This window comes from Azospirillum tabaci (genome assembly GCF_014596085.1).
In the GTDB taxonomy this organism is placed as follows: Bacteria; Pseudomonadota; Alphaproteobacteria; order Azospirillales; family Azospirillaceae; genus Azospirillum; species Azospirillum tabaci.
The window spans coordinates 85141-105617 of the sequence record NZ_JACCJY010000005.1; the positions used below are offsets into that span (position 1 = coordinate 85141).

The following is a 20477-nucleotide window of genomic DNA, read 5'->3' on the forward strand; positions in this document are numbered from 1 at the left end:
TTTCAGGCCGGCGCCGACGCGCCCCCCTGTGATCGCGTGCCCGGCAGTTCCGGCCGCCGGGCGGCAAATTCCGCCGGGTGCCCGGCGCTTCTTGCCGGACCCGGCAACGCCGAAGGGCCGCCCGGTCGGACGGCCCTTGCTGCGGATCTCGGTGAAGCCTGGGGAAGCGTCAGAGCCGGGTGTTCAGGGTGGCGGAGGTGGACGGCCCGTGGCTTGGCGTGACGTAGGTCGCGCGGGGCGGAACCGGGGCGGTGCCGTAGGCGGGGGTGGTGGTCTGCCGGGCGCGGTTGATGGCGCCGACCACGGTGTCCACCAGGATCTTCTGCGCCGCGCTGTTCCGGCGGAGCGCGTCGGCGTTGGCGGCGGACGCCTCGTACAGGCCGCGCGTCGCCTCGCGCAGCTGGGCCTTGGCCTCATCGGGCAGGCTGGCCATGCCTTCGCGGTCGACGCGGAGCAGGCGCGACACCTCCTCGTAGACCAGCATCATCGGCTGCTTCTCGCGCCCCAGCCGGGCCAGCTCGGCGCTGGTGCAGTGACGCATCACCGCTTCGGTCTCGCGCGCCAGATGCGCGCTCAGCCGGTTCATCAGCTCGACCAGGGCGACGGCGCGCTCCTCCGCGTTCTTGGGCAGGTTGGTGGCGGGAGCCTTGGACGGCTGCGGGAAACGGACGTCGACCTTATCCATGATTGCCCTCCTGTGCGCGCAGAAGTTCGCGGTAAACCTGATCGGCGATGCCGAACCCGCCGCTGCGGGACACCTGCTTGCCGTATTCGTTGGTCAGCATGGAGCGGAACATCTCCTCGGCATGGCCGCCGCCGAAGGTCTGGTCCACTTCGATCCCGTCGAACATGTGGCCCAGCATCTGGGAGACGAAGACGCTCTCGAACTCGTTCGCGGATTGGCGGATCTTGGCGCGGACCGCCGGGTCCACCTTGCTTTCCGCGCTTTTGGGATCGGCCAGATCGGTCCGCACCGCCGCCCGGAAGCTCGCCTGCGCACTGGATTGGGCGTTGCTCTGGGCGCGCTCGGCGGCCGCGGGCAGGCGCGGAGGCGGAAGGCCGGGAAGGGAAAGCGTCGTATCCATCAGATCACCTCGATCTCCGCCTGCAGGGCTCCGGCGGCCTTGATCGACTGAAGGATGGCGATCATGTCCCGGGGACCCACGCCAAGCGCATTCAAGGATTGTACCAACTCCTGAAGCGTCACCCCGGAATTCATCACGGCGAGGCGGTTGTTGGACTGGTCGTCCACCTGGATGTCGGTGCGCGGCACCACGGCGGTCTCGCCCTGGCTGAAGGGGCCGGGCTGGCTGACCTGCGGCGTCTCGGTGACGCGGATCGTCAGGTTGCCCTGGGCGATGGCGACGGTGGAGATGCGGACGTTCTCGCCCATCACGATCACGCCGGACTTCTCGTCCACCACCACGCGGGCGACCTGGTCGGGGGTGACGCGGAGCTGCTCGATCTCGGTGATCAGCCCGACGATGTCGCCGCGCCGGGCCTCCGGCACGCTCAGCAGGACCGAGGACGGATCGGTGGCCTGCGCGCGGTTGCCGCGGAGCTGGATGTTGATGGCGGTGGCCACGCGCTGGGCCGTGGTGAAGTCCGGGTTGCGCAGCGACAGGCGCAGCACCGGAAGCTCGGCCAGCGAGAATTGGATCTCGCGCTCGACAATGGCGCCCGAGGAGATGCGGCCGGAGGTGGGGACGCCGCGGGTCACGCTGGCCCCCTGGCCCTGGGCGGAAAAGCCCGACACCGCGATCGGCCCCTGGGCCACGGCGTAGACCTCGCCGTCGGCGCCCAGCAGCGGGGTGACCAGCAGCGTGCCGCCGAGCAGGCTCTTCGAATCGCCCATCGCCGACACGGTGGCGTCGATGCGGGTGCCTTGGGCGGAGTAGGGCGGCAGGGTCGCCGTCACCATCACCGCCGCCACGTTCTTGGTGCGCAGGTTGGTGCCGCGGGTGTTGACGCCCATCCGCTCCAGCATGCCGACCAGGCTTTGCTCGGTGAAGGGCGAGTTGTTGAGGCTGTCGCCCGTGCCGTTCAGGCCGACCACCAGCCCGTAGCCGATCAGCATGTTGTCGCGCACACCCTCGACATCCACCACGTCCTTGATGCGCGCCGACGAGGCCGAGACCGGCGCCGACAGCGCAAGCAGCGCCGCGGCCAGCGCAGCCAGCATCGCGACCGCGCGCAGCAGGACGGCGGCGCGGGGCATGACGGCATGGCGCAGGGCGGCGCGGGGCAGGGCGGTGGCGGTCATGGCAGGGACACTCCTCAACGGCTGCCCCTTCCCATACAAACGGCGTGCCAGAGCCGCGGACGGCAGGCGAAGGGCAGGTTCGGCAAGGGGACGCGGCGGAGGCGGATGAAAAGGCCGGAAATTGGCACGGCGCCCGACCGCTTTATGTCACGGAAGCGGGGCAATTTTTGCCCGATTGCGGCAAACCTTGACCGGATGTTAAGGTGCTTCCATCTAGAGTATCGCGCTTTTCCGAAACCGGTTGCACGGAACATGAAAGTCGAAGGCCCCGGAAAACTTCGCGGCAGCAGCTCGGTCCGGCGCACGGGGAAGGCCGAAGGCTCGTCCGGTGCGTCGTTTTCCAAGCAGCTCGTCGGCGAGACCAACACCGCGCAGGGCGTCCATGCCGCGGCGCCGCTCGCCGGCATCGCCAGCGTGCTGGCGTTGCAGGAGGTGGACGACGCCACGGCCCGCGCCTCGCGCGGCAAGATGCGCGCCGAGGAAATGCTCGACAAGCTGGAGGAGATCCAGCACGGGCTTCTGGCCGGCACGCTTCCGGCGCAGAAGCTGATGGACCTCGTGAAGGTGGTGCAGTCGCGCCGCGTCCATGTGGACGACCCGCGGCTGGCCGACATTCTTGACCAGATCGACCTGCGCGCCCAGGTCGAGCTGGCGAAGCTCACCCCCTGAGCGCCTTTTCCAGCCATAGGACCGGCTTTTCGGCATCGCCCATTCGGCCATCGCTGAACGTTTCACAAAACTTTGCTTCTCCAAGGGCTTGTTCGCGCTTCGATAGGCGAAGCGCAGGGTTGCGGTTGCCGATGCGCCTACCTATACTCCGCGCCGCCCGGATCACCCTTTTGCGTTGGATGCTCTCGGATGTCGTCTCCGCTTCTGCCTAAGAACTACACCCCGTCGGAAGACGAGGAGTTCATGAATCCCGTGATGCGGGAATATTTCCGCCAGAAGCTGCTGCGCTGGCGCGCGGAGCTGCTGGCTGAATCCAGCGAGACCCTGAGCAGCCTTCAGGAAGGCGGCATCCAGGAACCGGACATCGCCGACCGCGCGTCGGCGGAGACCGACCGCGCGCTGGAACTCCGCACCCGTGACCGCGAGCGCAAGCTGATCTCCAAGATCGACGCGGCGCTGGAGCGGTTGCAGGATGGGTCCTACGGCTACTGCGAGGAAACGGGGGAGCCCATCTCCGTCCGCCGCCTCGACGCCCGCCCCATCGCAACGCTGAGCCTGGAAGCCCAGGAACGGCATGAGCGCATGGAGCGCACCCAGCGCGACGACTGACGCGGCGGTCACTCGCGTCACTGGCCGCGTCACTGGCTGCGTCTCGGGCCGCCGCCTCTGGACAAGCCTCCACCGATCCCGGTGGGGGCTTTTGTCCGTCGGGGGCCGCTGTCGCGCCGATCGATCGCCCCCGGACCGGCCACGCGCTCCGACATCGGGATCCCGGCGATCAAGGGCCTTCCGGCAAGGTCCTGGCTATGACCTGAAGAATGGGCGGCCCGCCCCTCTGTCGGAGCTTGGTTCGCTCGGGCCGGCCGCGAGCCCGCTGCAATGAGCCATCAAGCTACCCGCCCCGACCGGTCCCGGCCACCCCGGGAAACGGCTTGCCACTCCCTATCGCCCCCGTCGCCGTTTGAAGAACGTCTTCCGATGACCGCCTCGCCGTTCGGTGTGGCGCTTTCGCGCGCCTGACGGCGCACCCGGCTCAGCTGCCTGCTCGGCCCCATGGTGCGGGTTGCCAGAACGGCCTGTTGACGGTGAGATGGACGTACTGAAGCGGATCGAGACATTGAAGGCCCTGGTCCGTGAGACGCAAACACGGAGGAAGCGCCTCCTGGCCCGATCCTGCGAGCGTCTGCGCTCCGCCGAGAAGGCGTTGGAAGGGTCTCGCCGCCTGTTGAAAGGGAAGGCTCATGACTCAGAGATACCATCCGGTGAACCACGTTGAGGCACGGGACGCTGACGCGGAGGATTGGCGTCGGCGCAGCGAGGCGCGGCGCGGCAGGGCCGAAGACGCCCGTGCCGGGGCGGAACGGATGCGCGACGCGGCCGAAAAGGAACGGGCCGCGAGCTTTCAGCACCAGGTCGAGGCGGAGGGCGCGCGACTTATCGCGGAAGAGGGGCGGATCACCGGCGAGGCGCAGCGGCAGGACGCTGAGGAGACGCGCATTCTGGACGAAGAGCTTCGCCGGTCCGCCGAGGAGGCCAGACTTGCAGCGGAGGAGGCGAGGCGCGCCGAGGAACAGGCGCGGCTGCTCCATGAGGCCACCCGGCGTTTCGCCGAGGAAGCCCGGCTTCATGCCGAGCAAGCGCGTGCCGATGCGGAACGCACCCGGACGGTGAACGAAGAGCAGCGCCAGATCCTGGAGGAGATGCGGGAAACCGCCCGGCGTTACGAGGCGCTTCTGGCTCGGAACGGGTGACGGGGGCGAGGGGCGGCAGGAAGGGGCGCGGCAGATCCGGCCGGGCGGCAGAAACTTCCCGCCCACATGCATGTGGACCGGCCGAGGCTCCCGGCCGCCGGCCGGAAGGGGATTGGCGCCCCTTCCGGAACGATGGCCGGTTCTTTTCAGCCCTGCGTTCCCGCAACGTCCTTAGAAGGGCATGATGATGTCAAAGAGCTGCTGGCCGTAGCGGGGCTGCTGCACGTCGGTGATCTGGCCGCGTCCGCCGTAGGAGATGCGGGCCTCGGCGACCTTCTCGTAGCTGATGGTGTTCTGCGCGGTGATGTCCTCCGGCCGGATCACGCCGGTGATGATGAGGTCGCGCACCTCGTAGTTCACCCGGACCTCCTGGCGGCCCTGGATCACCATGTTGCCGTTGGGCAGCGACTGGGTGACCAGAGCGGCGACCTTGAGGGTGATCTGCTCCTTGCGGTTGATGGCGCCCTTGCCGTCGTTGGAGGTCGAGCTGGAGAGGTCCACCAGGCTGTCGGCGCTCACCCCGTCGGGAAGGACGTGCTGCAGGGCCTTGCCCTCGAAGCCGAGGAAGCTCGGCATGCCGGCCTTCTCGGAGTTGCCGCGGGTGCGGGTGGTCTGGTTGTTGAGCTGGGCCTGATCGTTGATCTGGATGTCGACAGTCAGCAGATCGCCGACCTTGGCCGCGCGCTGGTCCTTGAAGAAGGCCTTGGCGCCGGTCCGCCACAGGGAGTTCGGGTTGCGCTCCGTCGGCAGCGGGGTGGGCATTGGCAGGCTGACGGGCTGGTAGCCGGGCTGGGCCTGCGGGTCCTTGATCTTGGTAAGCTCCGGAGCGGAGCCGATGTCCGCCACGCGCGACATGGCGTTGCAGGCGGGGAGGCCGGCGGCGACGGCGGCGAGCAGAGCGAAGCGGAAAGCCGTGCGGGCGGTGTTCGTGGGGGCGGGCATCTTGAAGGCGCGCATGGAGCTTTCTCCTTACTTCGCAATGACGCCGGGCTTTGCCACGGCGACGGTGTTGGGGCCGGCGACGGTCGCTTCGAGGATGCGGTTCGACTGGGTGTTGATGACGCGGATCACGTCGCCCCGGCCGCCGTCCTGCAGGGCCTTGCCCTGGGCCGACAGGGTCAGGTTCTCGGTGGCCAGCGTGATGGTGACCAGAGCGCCCTTGTCCACGACCCGCGGCGACTGCAGGTCGCGCAGCCGGACCGGCTGGTTCACGGGGACGCCGCGCCGGGGAGTCAGGCCGATGAGCTGGGCGTCGGTGGCGGCGATGTCGCTGCCGGCGAGGTCGGCGCGCACGTCCTGCCAATCCACGTCGCCGGGGCCGATCACGTCGCCGGGCGCGATGCGCCGCGACAGGACCGGCACCTGAACCACGCCATAGGCACGACCCGACACCGGAAGGCGCACGACCGGGCGGGTGTCGGCCACGATCATCTCGGCGGCGAAGCGGCCCTGCGCCGGGTTGTAGTAGAGGTTCTCCACCGTCAGGCTGCCGGCGCCCGCCGGGGCGCGCAATTCCACCGCCCGGTTGTCCAGCTCCATCTGCAGGCGTCCCGTGGTGATCTGACGGGACAGCGCGTCGGACAGCACCGCCTCGACGTGGGCCGGACTGTAGACCACCGCTTGAGTCGCCGCCGCGGTGCCGTCCATCGTCTGGGCGAGGGCCGTCTGGGCGAGGGCCGTCTGGGCAAAGACCGTCTGGCCGCCGGCGAGGGCGGCGGCGAGAAGGGCGGTGCCGAGGATGCGGAGGGCGGGGCGGGGCATGACGGGACTTCCTTGCAAGAACGGGCCTTAGGACGATGACGGCATCAGCGGAGCTGCGAAGCCTGCTGCATCATCTCGTCGGTGGTCTTGATGACCTTGGAGTTCATCTCGTAGGCGCGCTGGGCCGAGATCAGGGTAGTGATCTCCTGCACGATGTTGACGTTGGAGGTCTCCAGCGCGCCCTGCACCACGCGGCCGAAGCCGGGAGCGCCGGGGTTGCCGTTGACCGCCTCGCCCGAGGCGCCGGTCTGCAGGAACAGGTTGTCGCCGACGGCTTCCAGGCCGGCCGCGTTGGCGAAGGTGGCGAGCTGGAGCTGGCCGACGTTCTGCTGGGCCACCTGGCCATCCAGCTTCACCATCACCTCGCCCGAGGCGTTGATGGCGACGTCCACGGCTTCCGCCGGGATGGTGATGGCCGGCTGCACCGGATAACCGTCGGCGGTGACGATGATGCCCTCCGGCGACAGCTTGAAATTGCCGGCGCGGGTATAGGCCGTGTCGCCGCTGGGGAGCTGCACCTGGAAATAGCCGGAGCCGTTGACGGCGACGTCCAGCTTGTTGTCGGTGACGGTCAGGTTGCCCTGCTCCAGCACGCGGGCCACCGCGGCGACGCGCACGCCCGCACCCACCTGCACGCCGGTCGGCACGATGGTGCCGGCGTCCGACGAGGTGGAGCCGATGCGGCGGAAGTTCTGGTACAGCAGGTCCTGGAACTCGGCCCGCTGCTTCTTGAAGCCGGTGGTCGTCGCGTTGGCGATGTTGTTCGAGATGGTTTCGACGTTCAGCTGCTGGGCGATCATGCCGGTGGCGCCGATGGCGAGGCTGCGCATGGTTCTTGCTCCTTTACGCGGTCGATCAGGCCGTGCGGCCCAGCTTCTGGATGGCGCTGCGGATGCGCTCGTGCTCGTTTTCGATCAGCTTCTGGTTGGACTGGTACTGGCGCTGGATCTCGATCAGCGCCGTCATCTCGACCACCGGCTTCACGTTCGAATTCTCTAGCATTCCCTGTGCCACCTTCGTGTCGGCGGGGGCCGCCTGCGGCTCCTCGTCGCTGACATAGAGGCCGGCGCCGACCTCGGTCATCAGCTGCTCGTTGCGGAAGGTGACGATGTTCAGCCGGCCCACCTGACCCAGTTCGGTGGAGACGGTGCCGTCACCGGACACCATGATGTCCCTCGTGCCGTTCGGGATGGCGAGGGGCTGGCCGTTGTCGCCCAGGACCGGCAGGCCGCCGCCGTCGACGATCTGGCGCTGGTCGTTCAGGCGGAAGTTGCCGGCGCGGGTGTAGCGGGGGCCGCTCGCCGTATCGACCGTGAAGTAGCCGTGACCGGTCAGCGCCAAGTCCAGCGGGTTGCCGGTCTGCATCATCCCGCCGGCCGAGAGGTCGCGCACCACGGCGCGGTCCTGCACGAAGCTGACCTGCTCGTGCATGCCCGGACGCTCCAGGAACTCCGTGAACAGCATGCGCTGCTGCTTGAAGCCCGTGGTGTTCATGTTCGCGATGTTGTTCGAGATCACGTCCAGCTGGCGGCGCAGGGTCATCTGGCGCGACAGGGACACGTAGATCGGGTTTTCCATCGGCGACCTCTTTCCATTCGGGCCGGGGGAGCGTCCCGACCGGCGCCAAGGGCAATGCACGGAACGTGCCAGCGCTGGAGAGGGCTGGAAAGGCGGCGGCGATGGCCGGTGGCGGTGACGGGGAAGCGCCTGCCGGGCAAGAACTGCCGGTGGGATGGCAAGGGCTGCCGCCCGACACCGGGCAAAAGCGTCCCGTTGCCGCGGCGCGGGAGGCGCGCGGATCGCAAGGCCGCTCCTTTCGCCTGAAGCGGGCGGACGGGTGGCGGGGAGGCGGGGCGGTGCGGTTGAAGTGGGCTGCGGGTGTGGCTCGGGCGTTCGCTCCTCGGTTGACGGGGATTTCCGGCGATGCCCCAATCAAGAACCGTGCCGCCGCCTGTGGTTGCGCTTCTGTCACAGCCCCAGGCCATGCCTGAAAGGCTTTGTTAACTATCCGAAAGATAGGGTTGCTGGGCTGGTAAGGCCACGCTCCGCCACCGCTCGCGCTTAGGATTCCATGACCGCGCACGCTGAAGACGACGTTTCGACCGATGGCCTGCCGCGCAAGAAATTCAGCGGCAAGAAGCTGGTCCTTTTCGTCATCCTGCCGCTGGTCCTGCTGATCGGTGCCGGGGCGGGCGTGTATTTCAGCGGCCTGCTCGATTCGCTGCTCGGCAAGAAGGAGGAGCATGCGGAGGTGCCGGCGGAACCGGCGCAGCCCGATCCGCACGCGGCGCCGGTCTTCTACGACCTGCCGGACATGCTGGTGAACCTGAACAGCAGTGGCAAGCGTCCGGCCTTCCTGAAGATCAAGATCTCGATCCAGCTTGCCAAGGGCGAGGACATACCGGCGATCGAGCATGTGCTGCCGCGCATCATCGACAACTTCCAGGTCTATCTGCGCGAATTGCGGCTGGAGGATCTGAAGGGATCGGCGGGCATGTACCGCCTGCGCCAGGAGCTGCTGATGCGGATCACCGCGTCCGCCCATCCGGTGAAGGTCAAGGACGTTCTGTTCAAGGAAATGCTGGTCCAGTAGGGGCGGCGGAAACGGGCCATGAGCAACACCGAGGAACTGAGCGAAGAAGAACGCCTTGCCGCCGAATGGGCCGCCCTCGCCGAAGACGGCGGCGACATGGGCGACATGGCGGACATGGGCGGCGGCGGCTCGACCCGCGTCCTGAACCAGGACGAGATCGACAGCCTGCTCGGCTTCGACCAGGGCGGGGCCGGGGACGGCGACAACTCCGGCATCATGGCGCTGGTCAACTCGGCGCTGGTCAACTACGAACGCCTGCCCATGCTGGAGGTGGTCTTCGACCGCCTCGTCCGCATGATGTCCACCAGCTTGCGCAACTTCACCTCCGACAACGTCGAGGTCAGCCTCGACCAGATCTCCTCGGTGCGCTTCGGCGATTACCTGAACTCCATCCCGCTGCCGGCGATGCTGTCCGTCTTCAAGGCGGAGGAGTGGGACAACTACGGCCTCATGGTCGTGGATTCGGCCCTGATCTATTCCATTGTGGACGTGCTGCTGGGCGGCCGGCGCGGCACGGCGGCGATGCGCATCGAAGGCCGCCCCTACACGACCATCGAGCGCAACCTCGTGGAGCGCATGGTCCATGTGGTGCTGTCCGACCTGTCCGCCGCCTTCGACCCGCTGTCGCCCGTCACCTTCCGCTTCGACCGGCTGGAGACGAACCCACGCTTCGCCACGATCGCGCGCCCGGCCAACGCGGCGGTGCTGGTCAAGCTGCGCATCGACATGGAGGATCGCGGCGGGCGTCTGGAGCTGATGATCCCCTACGCGACGCTGGAGCCGGTGCGCGAGCTTCTGCTCCAGATGTTCATGGGTGAGAAGTTCGGCCGCGACTCGATCTGGGAAACCCACCTCGCCTCGGAACTGCTGGTCACCGACGTGGACATCTCCGCGGTTCTGGACGAGGTGACGATGACCCTCCACGACGTGCTGAACTGGCGCGTCGGCACGCGAATCCTTTTGAACGCCACGCCGGACGGCACCATCGAGCTGCGCTGCGGCGACGTTTCCATGTTCCAAGGCCGCATGGGCCGCAAGGGCGGACACATCGCCGTGCGGATCGAGCGGGAGCTGCCCAAGCAGGAGGTCATGCGGCTATGAGCCCGACCCTCACGCTCGTCCTCGATCTGGTGATGGTGGGGCTGCTCGCCGCGACCATCGCCTACGCGATCATCCTCAACCGGCAGATCATCAAGCTGCGCGAGAGCCGCGGCGAGATGGCCGAGCTGGTGCGCGGCCTGAACGAGGCCATGTCGCGCGCCGAAACCGGCGTGCGCGGTCTGAAGAAGACGGCCCACGAAACCGGCGACGATCTGCAGCGCACGGTCGCCAAGGCGCAGACCCTGCGCGACGAGCTGGAATTCATGATCGAGGCCGCCGACGCCATGGCGAACCGGCTGGGCAACGTCGGCGGAGAGCGCCCGAAGCCGGGTCCCGCGGCGCGTCCGGCGGCGCGCCCCGGCCTGTCCGCCCGACCGCCCGCCGCCTCGCGCCCGATTGCCGCTCCGCGCCCGATCGTCGAGGATGATCACGGTCACGACGATCACGATCACGATGACCACGATCTCCATGGCCACGATCTCCGCGACGATGGTCACATCGATCACGACGATCACGACGACCTGCCGCCGCTGCGCTCCGCCGTCTTCCGGAACGAGCCGCTGCGCGCCGACCCGTTGCGGGCCGATCCTTTAGCGCGCCGCCCGGCGCCGGCGCCCGATCCCATGGTGCGCGAGGGTGAGAGCCTGTCCCGCGCCGAACGTGAACTTCTGCAAGCCATCGAGAACGCCGGCAAGGGGGTCGGATGAGCGACGCCACCACCACGAAAGGCGCGTCCGCTGCCGTCGGCGGCGGGGAGCCCAAAGTCGTCATCCGCCCGGCCGGGGCCACCCCGACCGGCGTACGCACCAGCCCGAGCGTGGCCGGTCAGCCACCGGCCCAAGGCGCCGCGCAACCCGCCGTTCAAAGCGCGGCCAAAGCGAAGCCGAAGGCCAGGGTGAAAGCCAAGGCCAAGCGCAAGCCCGCCGTACCACGCCGTCCGCTTTCGGAACGGATGCGCGAGAAGCTGAAGGCGTGGCGGTTCCGCATCCTGCCGCTGACCATCTTCGTCGCCGTCCTGATGCTGGGGGTGCGTGTCGGCGACCTGTGGCGGATCACCACGCGCGACGCCCGTCTGCCGGAGTTCCCGGCGACCCTGGCGCAGGGGCAGAGCGCCGTTCCGGCCCCGCCGATGCAGCTTGCCGCCAACGGCGCCAAGCCCTCGCCCGAACCGGCTCCGGCCCAGGGCGGGTCGAGCAACGGCGCGCCGCCCAACCCGACGCCGCCGGACAACGCCGCCCTCGGCCCGGTGAAGAACGAGGAACTGCTCCAGCATTTCGCCGAGCGCCGCGCCGAGATCGAGCGCCGCACGAAGGAGCTGGAGCAGCGCGAAGCGCTGCTGACCGCCGCTGAGAAGCGAATCGATCAGAAGGTGCAGGAGATGGACAAGGTCCGCACCGACATCCAGAAGCTGATGCGCCAGGGCGACGAGAAGCAGGCCGCCCAGCTCGAAAGCCTCGTGAAGATCTACGAGACGATGAAGCCCAAGGAAGCCGCCCGCATCTTCGAGGAACTGGACATGCCCGTCCTGCTGGGGGTGGTGGAGCGGATGAAGGAAACCAAGACGGCGCCGATCCTGGCCGCGATGGACCCGCTGAAGGCGAAGGAACTCACCTCCGCACTCATCGAGCGGCGCGGTCTGCCCGCGGGACCGAAGAATTGAATACGCCTTTTGGTTGCGATGAGGTGAGGGCTGGGTATGACCTTGCGGATGGTCATACCCAGTGCCAGCCCCGTATCTGCTGAATATACGTATACGTACTGTCAGGATGGTAGAAGCTCCGCAACGGTTGGCTTCGGTTCATGTTGGCTCCGGCGTGTTCGGGCAACGCAAGTTTGCCCAACAACAAGAAGGAAGGAGACAAGATGAACGACCAGAACCAGGGCCGTAGCTCGGGCGGTCAGCATTCCGGCGGCAACTTCAAGAACGATCCGGAACGTGCGGCCGAAGCCGGCCACAAGGGCGGCCAGGTTTCCGGCGGCAACTTCAAGAACGACCCGGAGCGCGCCGCTGAAGCCGGCCACAAGGGTGGCCAGGCGTCCGGCGGCAACTTCAAGAACGATCCGGAACGTGCGGCGGAAGCCGGCCACAAGGGTGGTCAGGCGTCCGGTGGCAACTTCAAGAACGACCCGGAACGCGCATCGGAAGCGGGCCGCAAGGGCGGCGAACACAGCCATGGCGGCGGGCGGAGCAGCGGGAGCTGACCGCCGGGACTGTTTCACCCCTGACTGTTTTGTTGGCGAACTAGCCTGACGGAACAGTCGCTCTGTGCAACGGTGAAGAAGGGCCGCCCCCCAAGGCGGCCCTTTGTCCGTTCTGTGGACTCCGATTGAAACAAATTGCCGCATCTCTCTTTGAAGTTCGACAATGGGGGGCGTTGGTTGAAGGTCTGCGGGTGCAGAACAACGCTTCCGCTTTCTTTCCGGCAGAGTGATTCCGCCCCATCTTTGCGTTGCGACGTTTCAGGCGCTTAACGGCGTGTTAACCGAGCGAATTTAGGGTTGGAAAGGCTGACGAGGCTCCGAGTCGGCGGCGGCCGTGCGAGGGCGCGAGGTTGGGTCGGACCCGCTTCGGGCGCCTGCGTCCGGGCCGGCCGACGCACCCGATCGCACGCAGGCCGGACAAGACCACGGAACGCTCACATCGGAACGCACATGGCCCCGCCCGTTTCCACCTCGCTCGCCGAACAGAAGATCCTGCGCCAGCAACTCGACGCCGCCCACGCCGAGGCGGCCCAGCCGCTGACCCGCGAGGAGGTGACGGACATCGTCCGCTCCATCCTGGGCAGCATGGACGGTGACATTTCCGCCACCGACCTGCGCCTTTACAAGGAGGTGGTGGACCTCGCCCGCTTCATCGAGAGCGCCAAGCAGGAGCTGGCGGCGCTCCAGCCCGCGGAAATCCGCGACCAGCACATCCCGAACGCCACCGATGAGCTGGACGCCGTCGTCGGCGCGACGGAGCAGGCCACCTTCGCCATCTTCGACGCCTGCGACGTCATCACCGGCATCTCCGGCCAGATCGACGCGGAGAATTCCGCGAAGCTGACCGAGCAGGTGACCAAGATCTTCGAGGCCTGCAACTTCCAGGACATCACAGGCCAGCGCATTTCCAAGGTCGTGCGCACGCTCAAGCACATCGAATCGAAGGTGGACATGATCGTCGCGGCCTTCGGCGACGAGGTGCGGCAGAACCACACCCGCCCCGCCGCCGTGGTCGCCGCGACCGAGGTTCACACCGATCCGGCGCCGAACTTCGCCACCGACCGCCCGGCGGACGACCCGGAGGCCGGGCTGCTGCACGGCCCGCAGATGACCAGTGCCGCCATGGATCAGGACGAGATCGACCGCCTGCTGGCGAGCTTCGATTAATCCCATGGCTGCGCCCGGCCACAGGAAGCCGGACCTGTCGGGCAGCCGGCCGAACCCGAACAACGGAAGCATCGTGCTTCTGCTGTCGCTGTTCCTGCTGCTGCTCGTCTTCTTCATCGTGCTGAACGCCCAGTCCGTGCAGACCGCCCAGCGGGTGCGCACGGTTCTGGTGTCGCTGGAGCGCAGCTTCCCCGCCTTCTACATCGACCCCCGCCTGCGGGAACCGGCCGACCCGCTGGCCTCGCGCGCCGGCACCGTCTTCGCCGTTCAGCGGCTGGACGGCCTGGGCAATCTGTTCGCCACCGCCATCGCCGTGGCGAAGGTGGACAGCGTCACGCCGGGCCGCCTGCTGGAGGTGCGCCTCCCCGCCGACGAGCTGTTCCTGCCCGGCACGGCCGCTTTGCGTCCGGACCGCATCGGGCTGATCGACCGGGTGGCCGACGCGCTGCTGCAGAACCGTCCCGGCGAGCGGATCGAGCTGGACGCGCTGCTGTCCATCGGTCCGGCGGGCGGTCCCAGCCAGCCGCCCGGCCCGGTCGTGCGGGCCGGCGCGCTGGCCCGCCTGCTGATCGCCGACGGGGCGCCGCCGGACGCCGTGACGGTGGGCATCGAGCGTGGCGCGCCGGGCGCCGTCCGCCTGCTGTTCAGCCTGCGCGCCACGGACGACGAGCCGGGGGGAGGGCGCCGATGATCCGCCTCCCCAAACTCCCCAAGGCCGAGGACAAGAGCGGCGGCCACAACCGGACGATCTGGCTGATCAGCTTCACCGACCTGATGTCGCTGCTGCTCGCCTTCTTCGTTCTGATGTACTCGATGAGCGAGCCTGAGGCGCAACGCTGGACCGGACTGGTCAAGTCGCTGTCGTCGGCCCGCTCCACCGCGGTGACGCCCTCCGCGACGCCGCCCGAGCCGAAGGCCGCTTTCAACGCCGCCACCGTGGAGTCATATTCGGCGATCAACCTGGATTATCTCAGCGCCCTTCTGCGGACCCAGACCGCCGCCAATGAGGATCTGGCGGCGGTGGAGGTGCGACGTGAGGACGACCGTGTGGTGATCGGCCTGCCGGCCCATGTGATGTTCGACCCGACCGGCGGCAGCTTCACCGACCAGGGGCGGCGGGTGCTGTATCTGCTGGGCGCCGCGGTGGGCCGGATCGGCAACCGGATCGAGGTGGTCGGCCATGCCGAGCGGGAGGACCAGTCCGCGGGGCTGGCCTGGGAACGCGCCCTGACGCGCGCGGTCGCCGTTGCGGCGCTGCTGCGCGAGACGGGCTACAAGCGCGACCTCGTGGCGCGCAGCCTGATGAGCGAGCCGCCCGGTATCGATCCGGTGCCCGGCGGGGCGCGGGTGGATGTGGTGGTGCGTGAGGAAACGGCGGGGCCGCCCATATCCGGGGCGGCCACCGATGCGGAGCCGGAGGAGTGAATCGGATGGGGCGGGGCAGGGCAAACCGGCGCTGGCTGAGCGGCTTCGTGGCCGCCACGGCCCTGCTTGCCGCCGAGATCGCCGCCTCGCCGGTTGCCTGGGCCGTTGACGTTCCAGTGCGCGCCGCCACCCACAAGACCTTCGGGCGCATGGTCTTCGATTGGCCGCGCCAGACCGGCTACAGCGCGTCGGTGGACGGCAACACGCTGGTCGTCCGCTTCGACGAGCCGATCAACGCCGCGCTCGACCGAACGGTGGCGGCCTTGCCCGGCTATCTGTCCGGGGTGCGGATCGGCGGCGACGGCAAGACGGTGACCTTCGACCTGAAGCGCCCGGTGACGCTGAAGAGCTTCCGCAACGGCAACGCCGTGGCGCTCGACCTGACCCCCGCCGCGGAGGCGCCGGCCCAGGCCCAAAGCCAGACGCCAACCCCAGCCCCCGCTCCAGCGGCCAAGGCCGAGACGCCGGCCGCTCCCGCTCCGGCGCGGTCCGCTGGGCGGGTGACGGTCAGCGCGGCCGACACGCCGGAGCAGAGCCGTCTGTCCTTCACCTGGCCGGAGGGCGCCAACTACACGCTGCGCCGCGACGGCGCATCGGCCACGCTGCTGTTCGACCGCAACGGCAATGCCGATCTGGCGCCGGCGACCAGGACGGCGCTGCGCAACATTCAGAATGTGGAGCAGTTCCGGCAGGCCAACGGCGCGCTGGCCGTCACCTTCGCCGTGCCGCAGGACGCGGAGATCAAGGACAGCAAGTCCGGCCGTTCCGTGGTGATCGACGTGCAGAATCCGGGCACGCGGGCCGGTCTGCCGGCGAGCGATGCGGCGAGTGCGGCCCCGCCGCCCGGCGCCACCACGACCACAGTGCGTCCACCGTCCGACGCACCTGCACCTCCACCGTCCGCGGCGGCAACGCCCCCGGCCGCCAGGCCGGCCGCGGCACCTCCTGCGCCCGCGAAACCCGAAGTTGCCAAAGCCGAAGCCGCAAAGCCGGAGATGGCCAAACCCGATCCGGCCAAACCCGATCCGGCCAAACCCGATCCGGCGAAAGCCGAGCCGCAGGGGCCGACGCTGGTGTTCGACGCGGGCGGTCCGGCGTCCATCGCGGTCTACCCGCGCGCCGGGCATCTCTACATCGTGTTCGACAAGCCGCTGCCCATCGGCGCCGGAAAGGCCATCGGCGGGGCCGGGACGGTCGGCGCGATCGAGCCGGTGCCGGCCACCGGCGGAAGCGCCTTCCGCACCAAAATCGGGCCGCTGGTCTGGCCGAAGATCGAACGGCAGGGGACGAGCTGGAAGATCACGCCGACCAGCCGTCTGACCGGCACGCCGCCCTTCGAGCTGAAGATCGACCCGGAACCGGACTTCCTGCTGGGCGCCCGCTTGGTGGTGCGCGCCGCGGATGCGGCGACCGTGGTGACGCTGTCCGACCCCGATGTCGGCGACCGTCTCCAGGTCGTGCCGCTGCCGGTTCCCGGCAACGCCATTCCCGAATCGCACCGCTACGCGGACTTGGAACTGCTGCCCAGCTACCAGGGTGTCGTCGTTCGGCCGATCGCCGACGCCGTCACAGTCCGCCCGGTCAAGGAAGGGGTGGAGGTGACCGCGGCCGGGGGGCTCCACCTGTCGCCCATGGCCGACGCCGGAAGCCGCCCGGCCGCGGCGCAGACCGCGTCGCTTCCGCCGAAGCCGTCTCCCGGCGGCGCCTCCAACACGCTGACGCCGCCCACCGATCCGAAGCCGGTGCCCTCCGGGCGCCGCCTGTTCGACCTGCCGGCTTGGAAAAAGGGCGACCTCGACCATTACACCGAGGCGCGGCAGAATCTTCAGCTCAACATCGTCAACGCGCCGGATTCCGAACGGCCCCGCGCCCAGCTTGACCTCGCCCGCTTCTATCTGGCCAACGGCTTCGGGCAGGAGGCCATCGGCATGATGGATGTGCTGCAGGAGGCCCAGCCCGACCTGGAAGGCTGGCCGGAATTCCGCGCCCTGCGCGGGGCCGCGCGCTTCCTGGCCGGTAACACCGACGCCGCGGCGGAGGATTTCGCCCATCCGAACCTCGCCAACAACGGCGAGGCCGCGCTGTGGCGCGCCGCCATCGCGGCGGACCGCAACGATTGGCCGGCGGCCCAGGCCGGCTTCAAGGCGGCGGCGCCAATCCTGAATTCCTACCCCGACCCGATCCTGACCAAGCTGGCGACCCGCGCCGCCGAGGCCGCGCTGAAGACCGGCGACGCGCCCTTTGCCAAGCGGCTGCTCGACCGCATCGTCGAGCGCGGCGGCACGGACGCGGAGGAGCGGCCCGACGTCCAGTATCTCCGCGGCCTCCACTACGCCCAGACCAACGAGCCGGAGCGGGCGCTGGAGCAGTTGACCGCCTCCTACAACAGTCTCGACCGCTATTACCGGGCCAAGGCCGGGCTGGCGCTGGTCAACCTGCAACTGGCGGAGGGCCGCATGTCGCCGCCCGCCGCGGCGGAGCAACTGGCTGGACTGACCTTCACCTGGCGCGGCGACGAGCTGGAGATGCAGATCCGCCAGCGCATGGGCGAGGTGCTGATCGCCGCCGGCCAGTACGCCGACGGTTTCAACGCCATGAAGGAGACCGCCGCGCTGGTCGCCGACACGCCGCGGGCGGAGGAGATCACCCGCGAGATGTCGCGCATCTTCGCCGACCTCTACAAGGACGGGGCGCAGAAGCTGCCGACCATCGAGGCGCTCCAGCTCTACGACCAGTTCCGCGAGCTGACCCCGGTGGGGGAGGCGGGCGACGAGGTGATCCGGCAGCTCGCCGAGCGGCTGATTTCCGTGGACCTGCTGAACCGCGCCGCCGATCTGCTGCAGCATCAGGTTGAATACCGCCTGTCCGGCGAGGACAAGGCGCGCGTCGGCACCCGGCTCGCCTCCGTCCGCCTGCTCGACAACAAGCCGGAGGACGCCCTGCGCGCGCTGGAACTGTCCAACGTGCCGAACCTGCCGGCGGATCTGGTGGGCGAACGCCGCCTGATGCAGGCTAAGGCGCTGGCCGAGCTGGGCCGTGGCGACGAAGCGCTGCTTCTGCTCTCCGAAGACGACGGCAAGCCGGCCAACTCGCTGCGGGTGGACATCGCGTGGAAGGCCCAGAAGTGGGAGGCTGCGGCCTTCGCGCTGAACAAGCTGATCGGCCCGCCGCCGCCGCCGGCCCAGCCGATCAACCCGGCAACCTCGCAGCTCGTCCTGAACCGCGCGGTGGCGCTGGCGCTGGCGGGGGACGGGACGAACCTGAACCTGCTGCGCAAAGAGTTCGGCATGGCCATGACCAACGGCCCCGACGCCGACGCTTTCCGTGTGCTGACCCGGCCGGAGCAGGCGCTGGGCCTGATCGACGTCAACACCGTCCGTTCCCGCGTGGCCGAGGTGGATGTGTTCCAGAAGTTCCTGAAGAACTACCGCGGCAAGCAGAGCGCGGCGATCAACTGAACCCGTTTCCGGATTGCCGTCCTCAACGAAAAAAAGCCCCTCTCCGATGGAAAGGGGCTTTTTCGTGGGCGCGGCGTCGGACCTCAGAGTTGAACCTGGGTGCCCAGCTCGACCACGCGGTTCGGCGGGATCTTGAAGAAGTCGGTGGCGCTGACCGCGGTGCGCGACATCACGACGAACAGCTTCTCCCGCCACTGGGCCATCTGCGGGTTGATGCGGGGGATGAGCGTCTCGCGACCCAGGAAGAAGGAGGTCGTCATCACGTCGAACTCCAGCCCGAACGCCTTGCACAGCCGCAGCGCCTTGGGAATGTTCGGCTCCTGCGAGAAGCCGTAGCGGACCGTCAGGCGGTAGAAGCCGTCGGCCAGCCCTTCCAGGACGACGCGCTCCTTGGCCGGAACGCGGGGCACGTCCTCGACCAGCACGGTCAGGAAGACGATGCGCTCGTGCATCACCTGATTGTGCTTCAGGTTGTGCAGCAGGGCGATGGGCACCGTATCGGCGCTGGAGGTCAGGAAGATCGCCGTGCCCTTCACCCGCTGGATGTCCGAGGATTTGGCGTGCCGCTTGACGAAGCCGTCCAGTGGCAGGGAATCCTCGGCCAGCCGGCGGTTCAGAACGGCGCGGCCGCGGCGCCACGTGGACATCAGCCCCAGAGTCACCGCGGCGATGACCAGCGGCACCCAGCCGCCGTGCGGGATCTTCACGGCGTTGGCGAGGAACAGCGCCAGATCGACGCTGAGGAACAGCGCGCCCAGCGCCAGACAGGCCGGCAGGCTCCAGTTCCAGCGGCGGTGCGCCACGACCAGCGCCAGGATGGTGGTGATGACCATGTCGCCGGTCACCGCGATGCCGTAGGCGGTCGCCAGCCGGCTGGAGGATTCGAACCACAGAACCAGACCGATAACCGCGAGCAGCAGGCCCCAGTTGGCGCGCGGGATGTAGATCTGCCCGCCCTCCTCCTGCGAGGTGTGACGGATGTCCAGTCGCGGGCACAGGCCGAGTTGCACCGCCTGCCGGGTCAGGGAGAAGACACCGGAGATCACCGCCTGGCTGGCGATCACCGCCGCGCAGGTCGACAGCAGGACCATCGGGTAGAGGCCCCACTCCGGCACCAGCAGATAGAAGGGGCTGCGCACCGCCGTCGGATCGCTCAGCAGCAGGGCGCACTGGCCGAGATAGTTCAGCAGCAGCGCGGGAAGCACCACCGCCAGCCACGCCACCTTGATGGGGCGACGGCCGAAATGGCCCATGTCGGCGTAGAGCGCCTCGCCCCCGGTGACGGCCAGCACGACGGCGCCCAGCACCAGGAAGCCGATCCAGCCGTTCGAGGCGAAGAAATGAATGGCGTGGCGCGGGTCGAGCGCGGCCAGGACCTGCGGCTCCTTGACCAGTTCGATCAGGCCGAGCAGGCCCAGCGTGGCGAACCACGCGACCATGATCGGGCCGAACAGCCGCCCGACCTTCTCGGTGCCGCGGCTTTGGATCGCGAACAGGGCGATCAGGATGCCGACGGTCACCGGCACGACGACCCGCTCCAGCGCCGGCTGCGCCACTTCCAGCCCCTCCACCGCGGAGAGGACGGAGATGGCCGGGGTGATCATGCCGTCGCCGTAGAACAGGGCGGCGCCGAACAGGCCCATCGCCATCAGGCCGGACAGCCGCCCGGTGGAGTCGGGACGGCTGGTGGTCGCCAGCGCCAGCAGGGCCAGGATTCCGCCTTCGCCCTTGTTGTCGGCCCGCATGACGAACAGCACGTACTTCACCGTGACCACGAGCACCAGCGCCCAGAAGACCATGGACATGATGCCCAGGATGTTCTGCGGGGTCAGGGCGAGCCCATGCTCCGGCGAGAAGCATTCGCGCAGCGTGTAGAGCGGGCTGGTGCCAATGTCGCCGTAAACGACGCCAAGCGCACCGAGGGTGAGCGCGGCCAGCCTGCCCTTGTCGGGTGCCGCGGCTTTCAGGGTCGTGTCTGACATGTGGGACGTGGAGGGGGTCCGTTGGGAGTCCGAGCGGGGGACGAAGAAGCCACAAGCTGCGGGTACGGCGCCGGTCGGTGCGCTCGCGCGGCCGATCCTCTTACG

20 protein-coding genes are annotated in these 20477 nt (G+C 68.6%); 12 read left to right on the top strand and 8 right to left on the bottom strand.

Features of this window, described 5'->3' with window-relative positions; translation table 11 throughout:
- Positions 1-169: 169 nt before the first annotated feature.
- From H0B54_RS08540 to H0B54_RS08550, 3 genes are read right to left on the bottom strand one after another with little or no spacing between them, the layout of a single operon-like run.
- Positions 170-685 carry a flagellar basal-body protein gene (locus tag H0B54_RS08540; protein WP_094303010.1) on the bottom strand — a complete coding sequence of 172 codons (516 nt, stop codon included), beginning with the start codon at positions 683-685 and terminating at the stop codon, positions 170-172.
- The gene (locus H0B54_RS08545; RefSeq protein ID WP_188259959.1) at positions 678-1085 is read right to left on the bottom strand and encodes a rod-binding protein; all 408 of its coding nucleotides are present in this window, start codon (positions 1083-1085) and stop codon (positions 678-680) included. Before H0B54_RS08545 ends, H0B54_RS08540 begins: the two co-directional genes overlap by 8 nt.
- A complete protein-coding gene (locus tag H0B54_RS08550; protein WP_188260077.1) occupies positions 1085-2218 on the bottom strand; it encodes a flagellar basal body P-ring protein FlgI in 1134 nt (377 codons plus the stop codon). The genes H0B54_RS08545 and H0B54_RS08550 overlap by 1 nt, the downstream gene beginning before the upstream one ends.
- A 297-nt stretch (positions 2219-2515) precedes the next feature.
- Here H0B54_RS08550 and H0B54_RS08555 point away from each other — a divergent pair, with 297 nt between their 5' ends.
- The 3 genes from H0B54_RS08555 (at position 2516) to H0B54_RS08565 (ending at position 4683) form a co-directional block, all read left to right on the top strand.
- Positions 2516-2932, top strand: a complete 417-nt coding sequence (locus H0B54_RS08555) for a flagellar assembly protein FliX (RefSeq protein WP_014240995.1) — start codon at positions 2516-2518, stop codon at positions 2930-2932.
- A gap of 189 nt (positions 2933-3121) precedes the next feature.
- The gene (dksA, locus tag H0B54_RS08560; RefSeq protein WP_035675009.1) at positions 3122-3541 is read left to right on the top strand and encodes an RNA polymerase-binding protein DksA; all 420 of its coding nucleotides are present in this window, start codon (positions 3122-3124) and stop codon (positions 3539-3541) included.
- A 755-nt stretch (positions 3542-4296) separates the two neighbouring features.
- Positions 4297-4683: a hypothetical protein gene (locus H0B54_RS08565; protein ID WP_188259960.1), complete on the top strand. Its 387-nt coding sequence runs from the start codon at positions 4297-4299 to the stop codon at positions 4681-4683.
- Between the two features lie 171 nt (positions 4684-4854).
- Here H0B54_RS08565 and flgH read toward each other — a convergent pair whose 3' ends face one another.
- From flgH to flgF, 4 genes are read right to left on the bottom strand one after another with little or no spacing between them, the layout of a single operon-like run.
- Positions 4855-5640 carry a flagellar basal body L-ring protein FlgH gene (gene flgH, locus H0B54_RS08570; RefSeq protein WP_246472410.1) on the bottom strand — a complete coding sequence of 262 codons (786 nt, stop codon included), beginning with the start codon at positions 5638-5640 and terminating at the stop codon, positions 4855-4857.
- A gap of 12 nt (positions 5641-5652) precedes the next feature.
- Positions 5653-6444: a flagellar basal body P-ring formation chaperone FlgA gene (gene flgA, locus H0B54_RS08575; protein ID WP_188259961.1), complete on the bottom strand. Its 792-nt coding sequence runs from the start codon at positions 6442-6444 to the stop codon at positions 5653-5655.
- A gap of 44 nt (positions 6445-6488) precedes the next feature.
- Positions 6489-7274, bottom strand: coding sequence for a flagellar basal-body rod protein FlgG (gene flgG, locus H0B54_RS08580; RefSeq protein ID WP_094303005.1), 786 nt, complete (start codon positions 7272-7274; stop codon positions 6489-6491).
- Between the two features lie 25 nt (positions 7275-7299).
- Positions 7300-8022, bottom strand: a complete 723-nt coding sequence (flgF, locus tag H0B54_RS08585; RefSeq protein WP_188259962.1) for a flagellar basal-body rod protein FlgF — start codon at positions 8020-8022, stop codon at positions 7300-7302.
- 493 nt (positions 8023-8515) lie between these two features.
- Here flgF and H0B54_RS08590 point away from each other — a divergent pair, with 493 nt between their 5' ends.
- The 9 genes from H0B54_RS08590 to H0B54_RS08630 all read left to right on the top strand — a co-directional run bounded on the left by H0B54_RS08590 (position 8516) and on the right by H0B54_RS08630 (position 18390).
- Positions 8516-9037: a flagellar basal body-associated FliL family protein gene (locus tag H0B54_RS08590; protein WP_014240986.1), complete on the top strand. Its 522-nt coding sequence runs from the start codon at positions 8516-8518 to the stop codon at positions 9035-9037.
- 18 nt (positions 9038-9055) lie between these two features.
- The gene (fliM, locus tag H0B54_RS08595; protein ID WP_035674995.1) at positions 9056-10138 is read left to right on the top strand and encodes a flagellar motor switch protein FliM; all 1083 of its coding nucleotides are present in this window, start codon (positions 9056-9058) and stop codon (positions 10136-10138) included.
- Positions 10135-10845, top strand: coding sequence for a DUF6468 domain-containing protein (locus H0B54_RS08600; protein WP_188259963.1), 711 nt, complete (start codon positions 10135-10137; stop codon positions 10843-10845). Before fliM ends, H0B54_RS08600 begins: the two co-directional genes overlap by 4 nt.
- On the top strand, positions 10842-11798 hold the full coding sequence (locus tag H0B54_RS08605) for a magnesium transporter MgtE N-terminal domain-containing protein (protein ID WP_188259964.1): 957 nt from the start codon (positions 10842-10844) through the stop codon (positions 11796-11798). Before H0B54_RS08600 ends, H0B54_RS08605 begins: the two co-directional genes overlap by 4 nt.
- Positions 11799-12001: 203 nt before the next feature.
- Positions 12002-12340, top strand: a complete 339-nt coding sequence (locus tag H0B54_RS30400; protein WP_094303000.1) for a con-10 family general stress protein — start codon at positions 12002-12004, stop codon at positions 12338-12340.
- 450 nt (positions 12341-12790) lie between these two features.
- Positions 12791-13507: a protein phosphatase CheZ gene (locus H0B54_RS08615; protein WP_188259965.1), complete on the top strand. Its 717-nt coding sequence runs from the start codon at positions 12791-12793 to the stop codon at positions 13505-13507.
- A gap of 4 nt (positions 13508-13511) precedes the next feature.
- On the top strand, positions 13512-14198 hold the full coding sequence (locus H0B54_RS08620; protein ID WP_246472411.1) for a hypothetical protein: 687 nt from the start codon (positions 13512-13514) through the stop codon (positions 14196-14198).
- A complete protein-coding gene (locus H0B54_RS08625) occupies positions 14195-14932 on the top strand; it encodes a flagellar motor protein MotB (protein WP_188259966.1) in 738 nt (245 codons plus the stop codon). The genes H0B54_RS08620 and H0B54_RS08625 overlap by 4 nt, the downstream gene beginning before the upstream one ends.
- 5 nt (positions 14933-14937) lie before the next feature.
- Positions 14938-18390, top strand: a complete 3453-nt coding sequence (locus H0B54_RS08630) for a tetratricopeptide repeat protein (protein ID WP_188259967.1) — start codon at positions 14938-14940, stop codon at positions 18388-18390.
- An 83-nt stretch (positions 18391-18473) separates the two neighbouring features.
- Here the strand turns inward: H0B54_RS08630 and H0B54_RS08635 are convergent, their stop codons facing one another.
- The gene (locus H0B54_RS08635) at positions 18474-20372 is read right to left on the bottom strand and encodes a potassium transporter Kup (protein ID WP_094302997.1); all 1899 of its coding nucleotides are present in this window, start codon (positions 20370-20372) and stop codon (positions 18474-18476) included.
- Between the last annotated feature and the right edge of the window lie 105 nt (positions 20373-20477).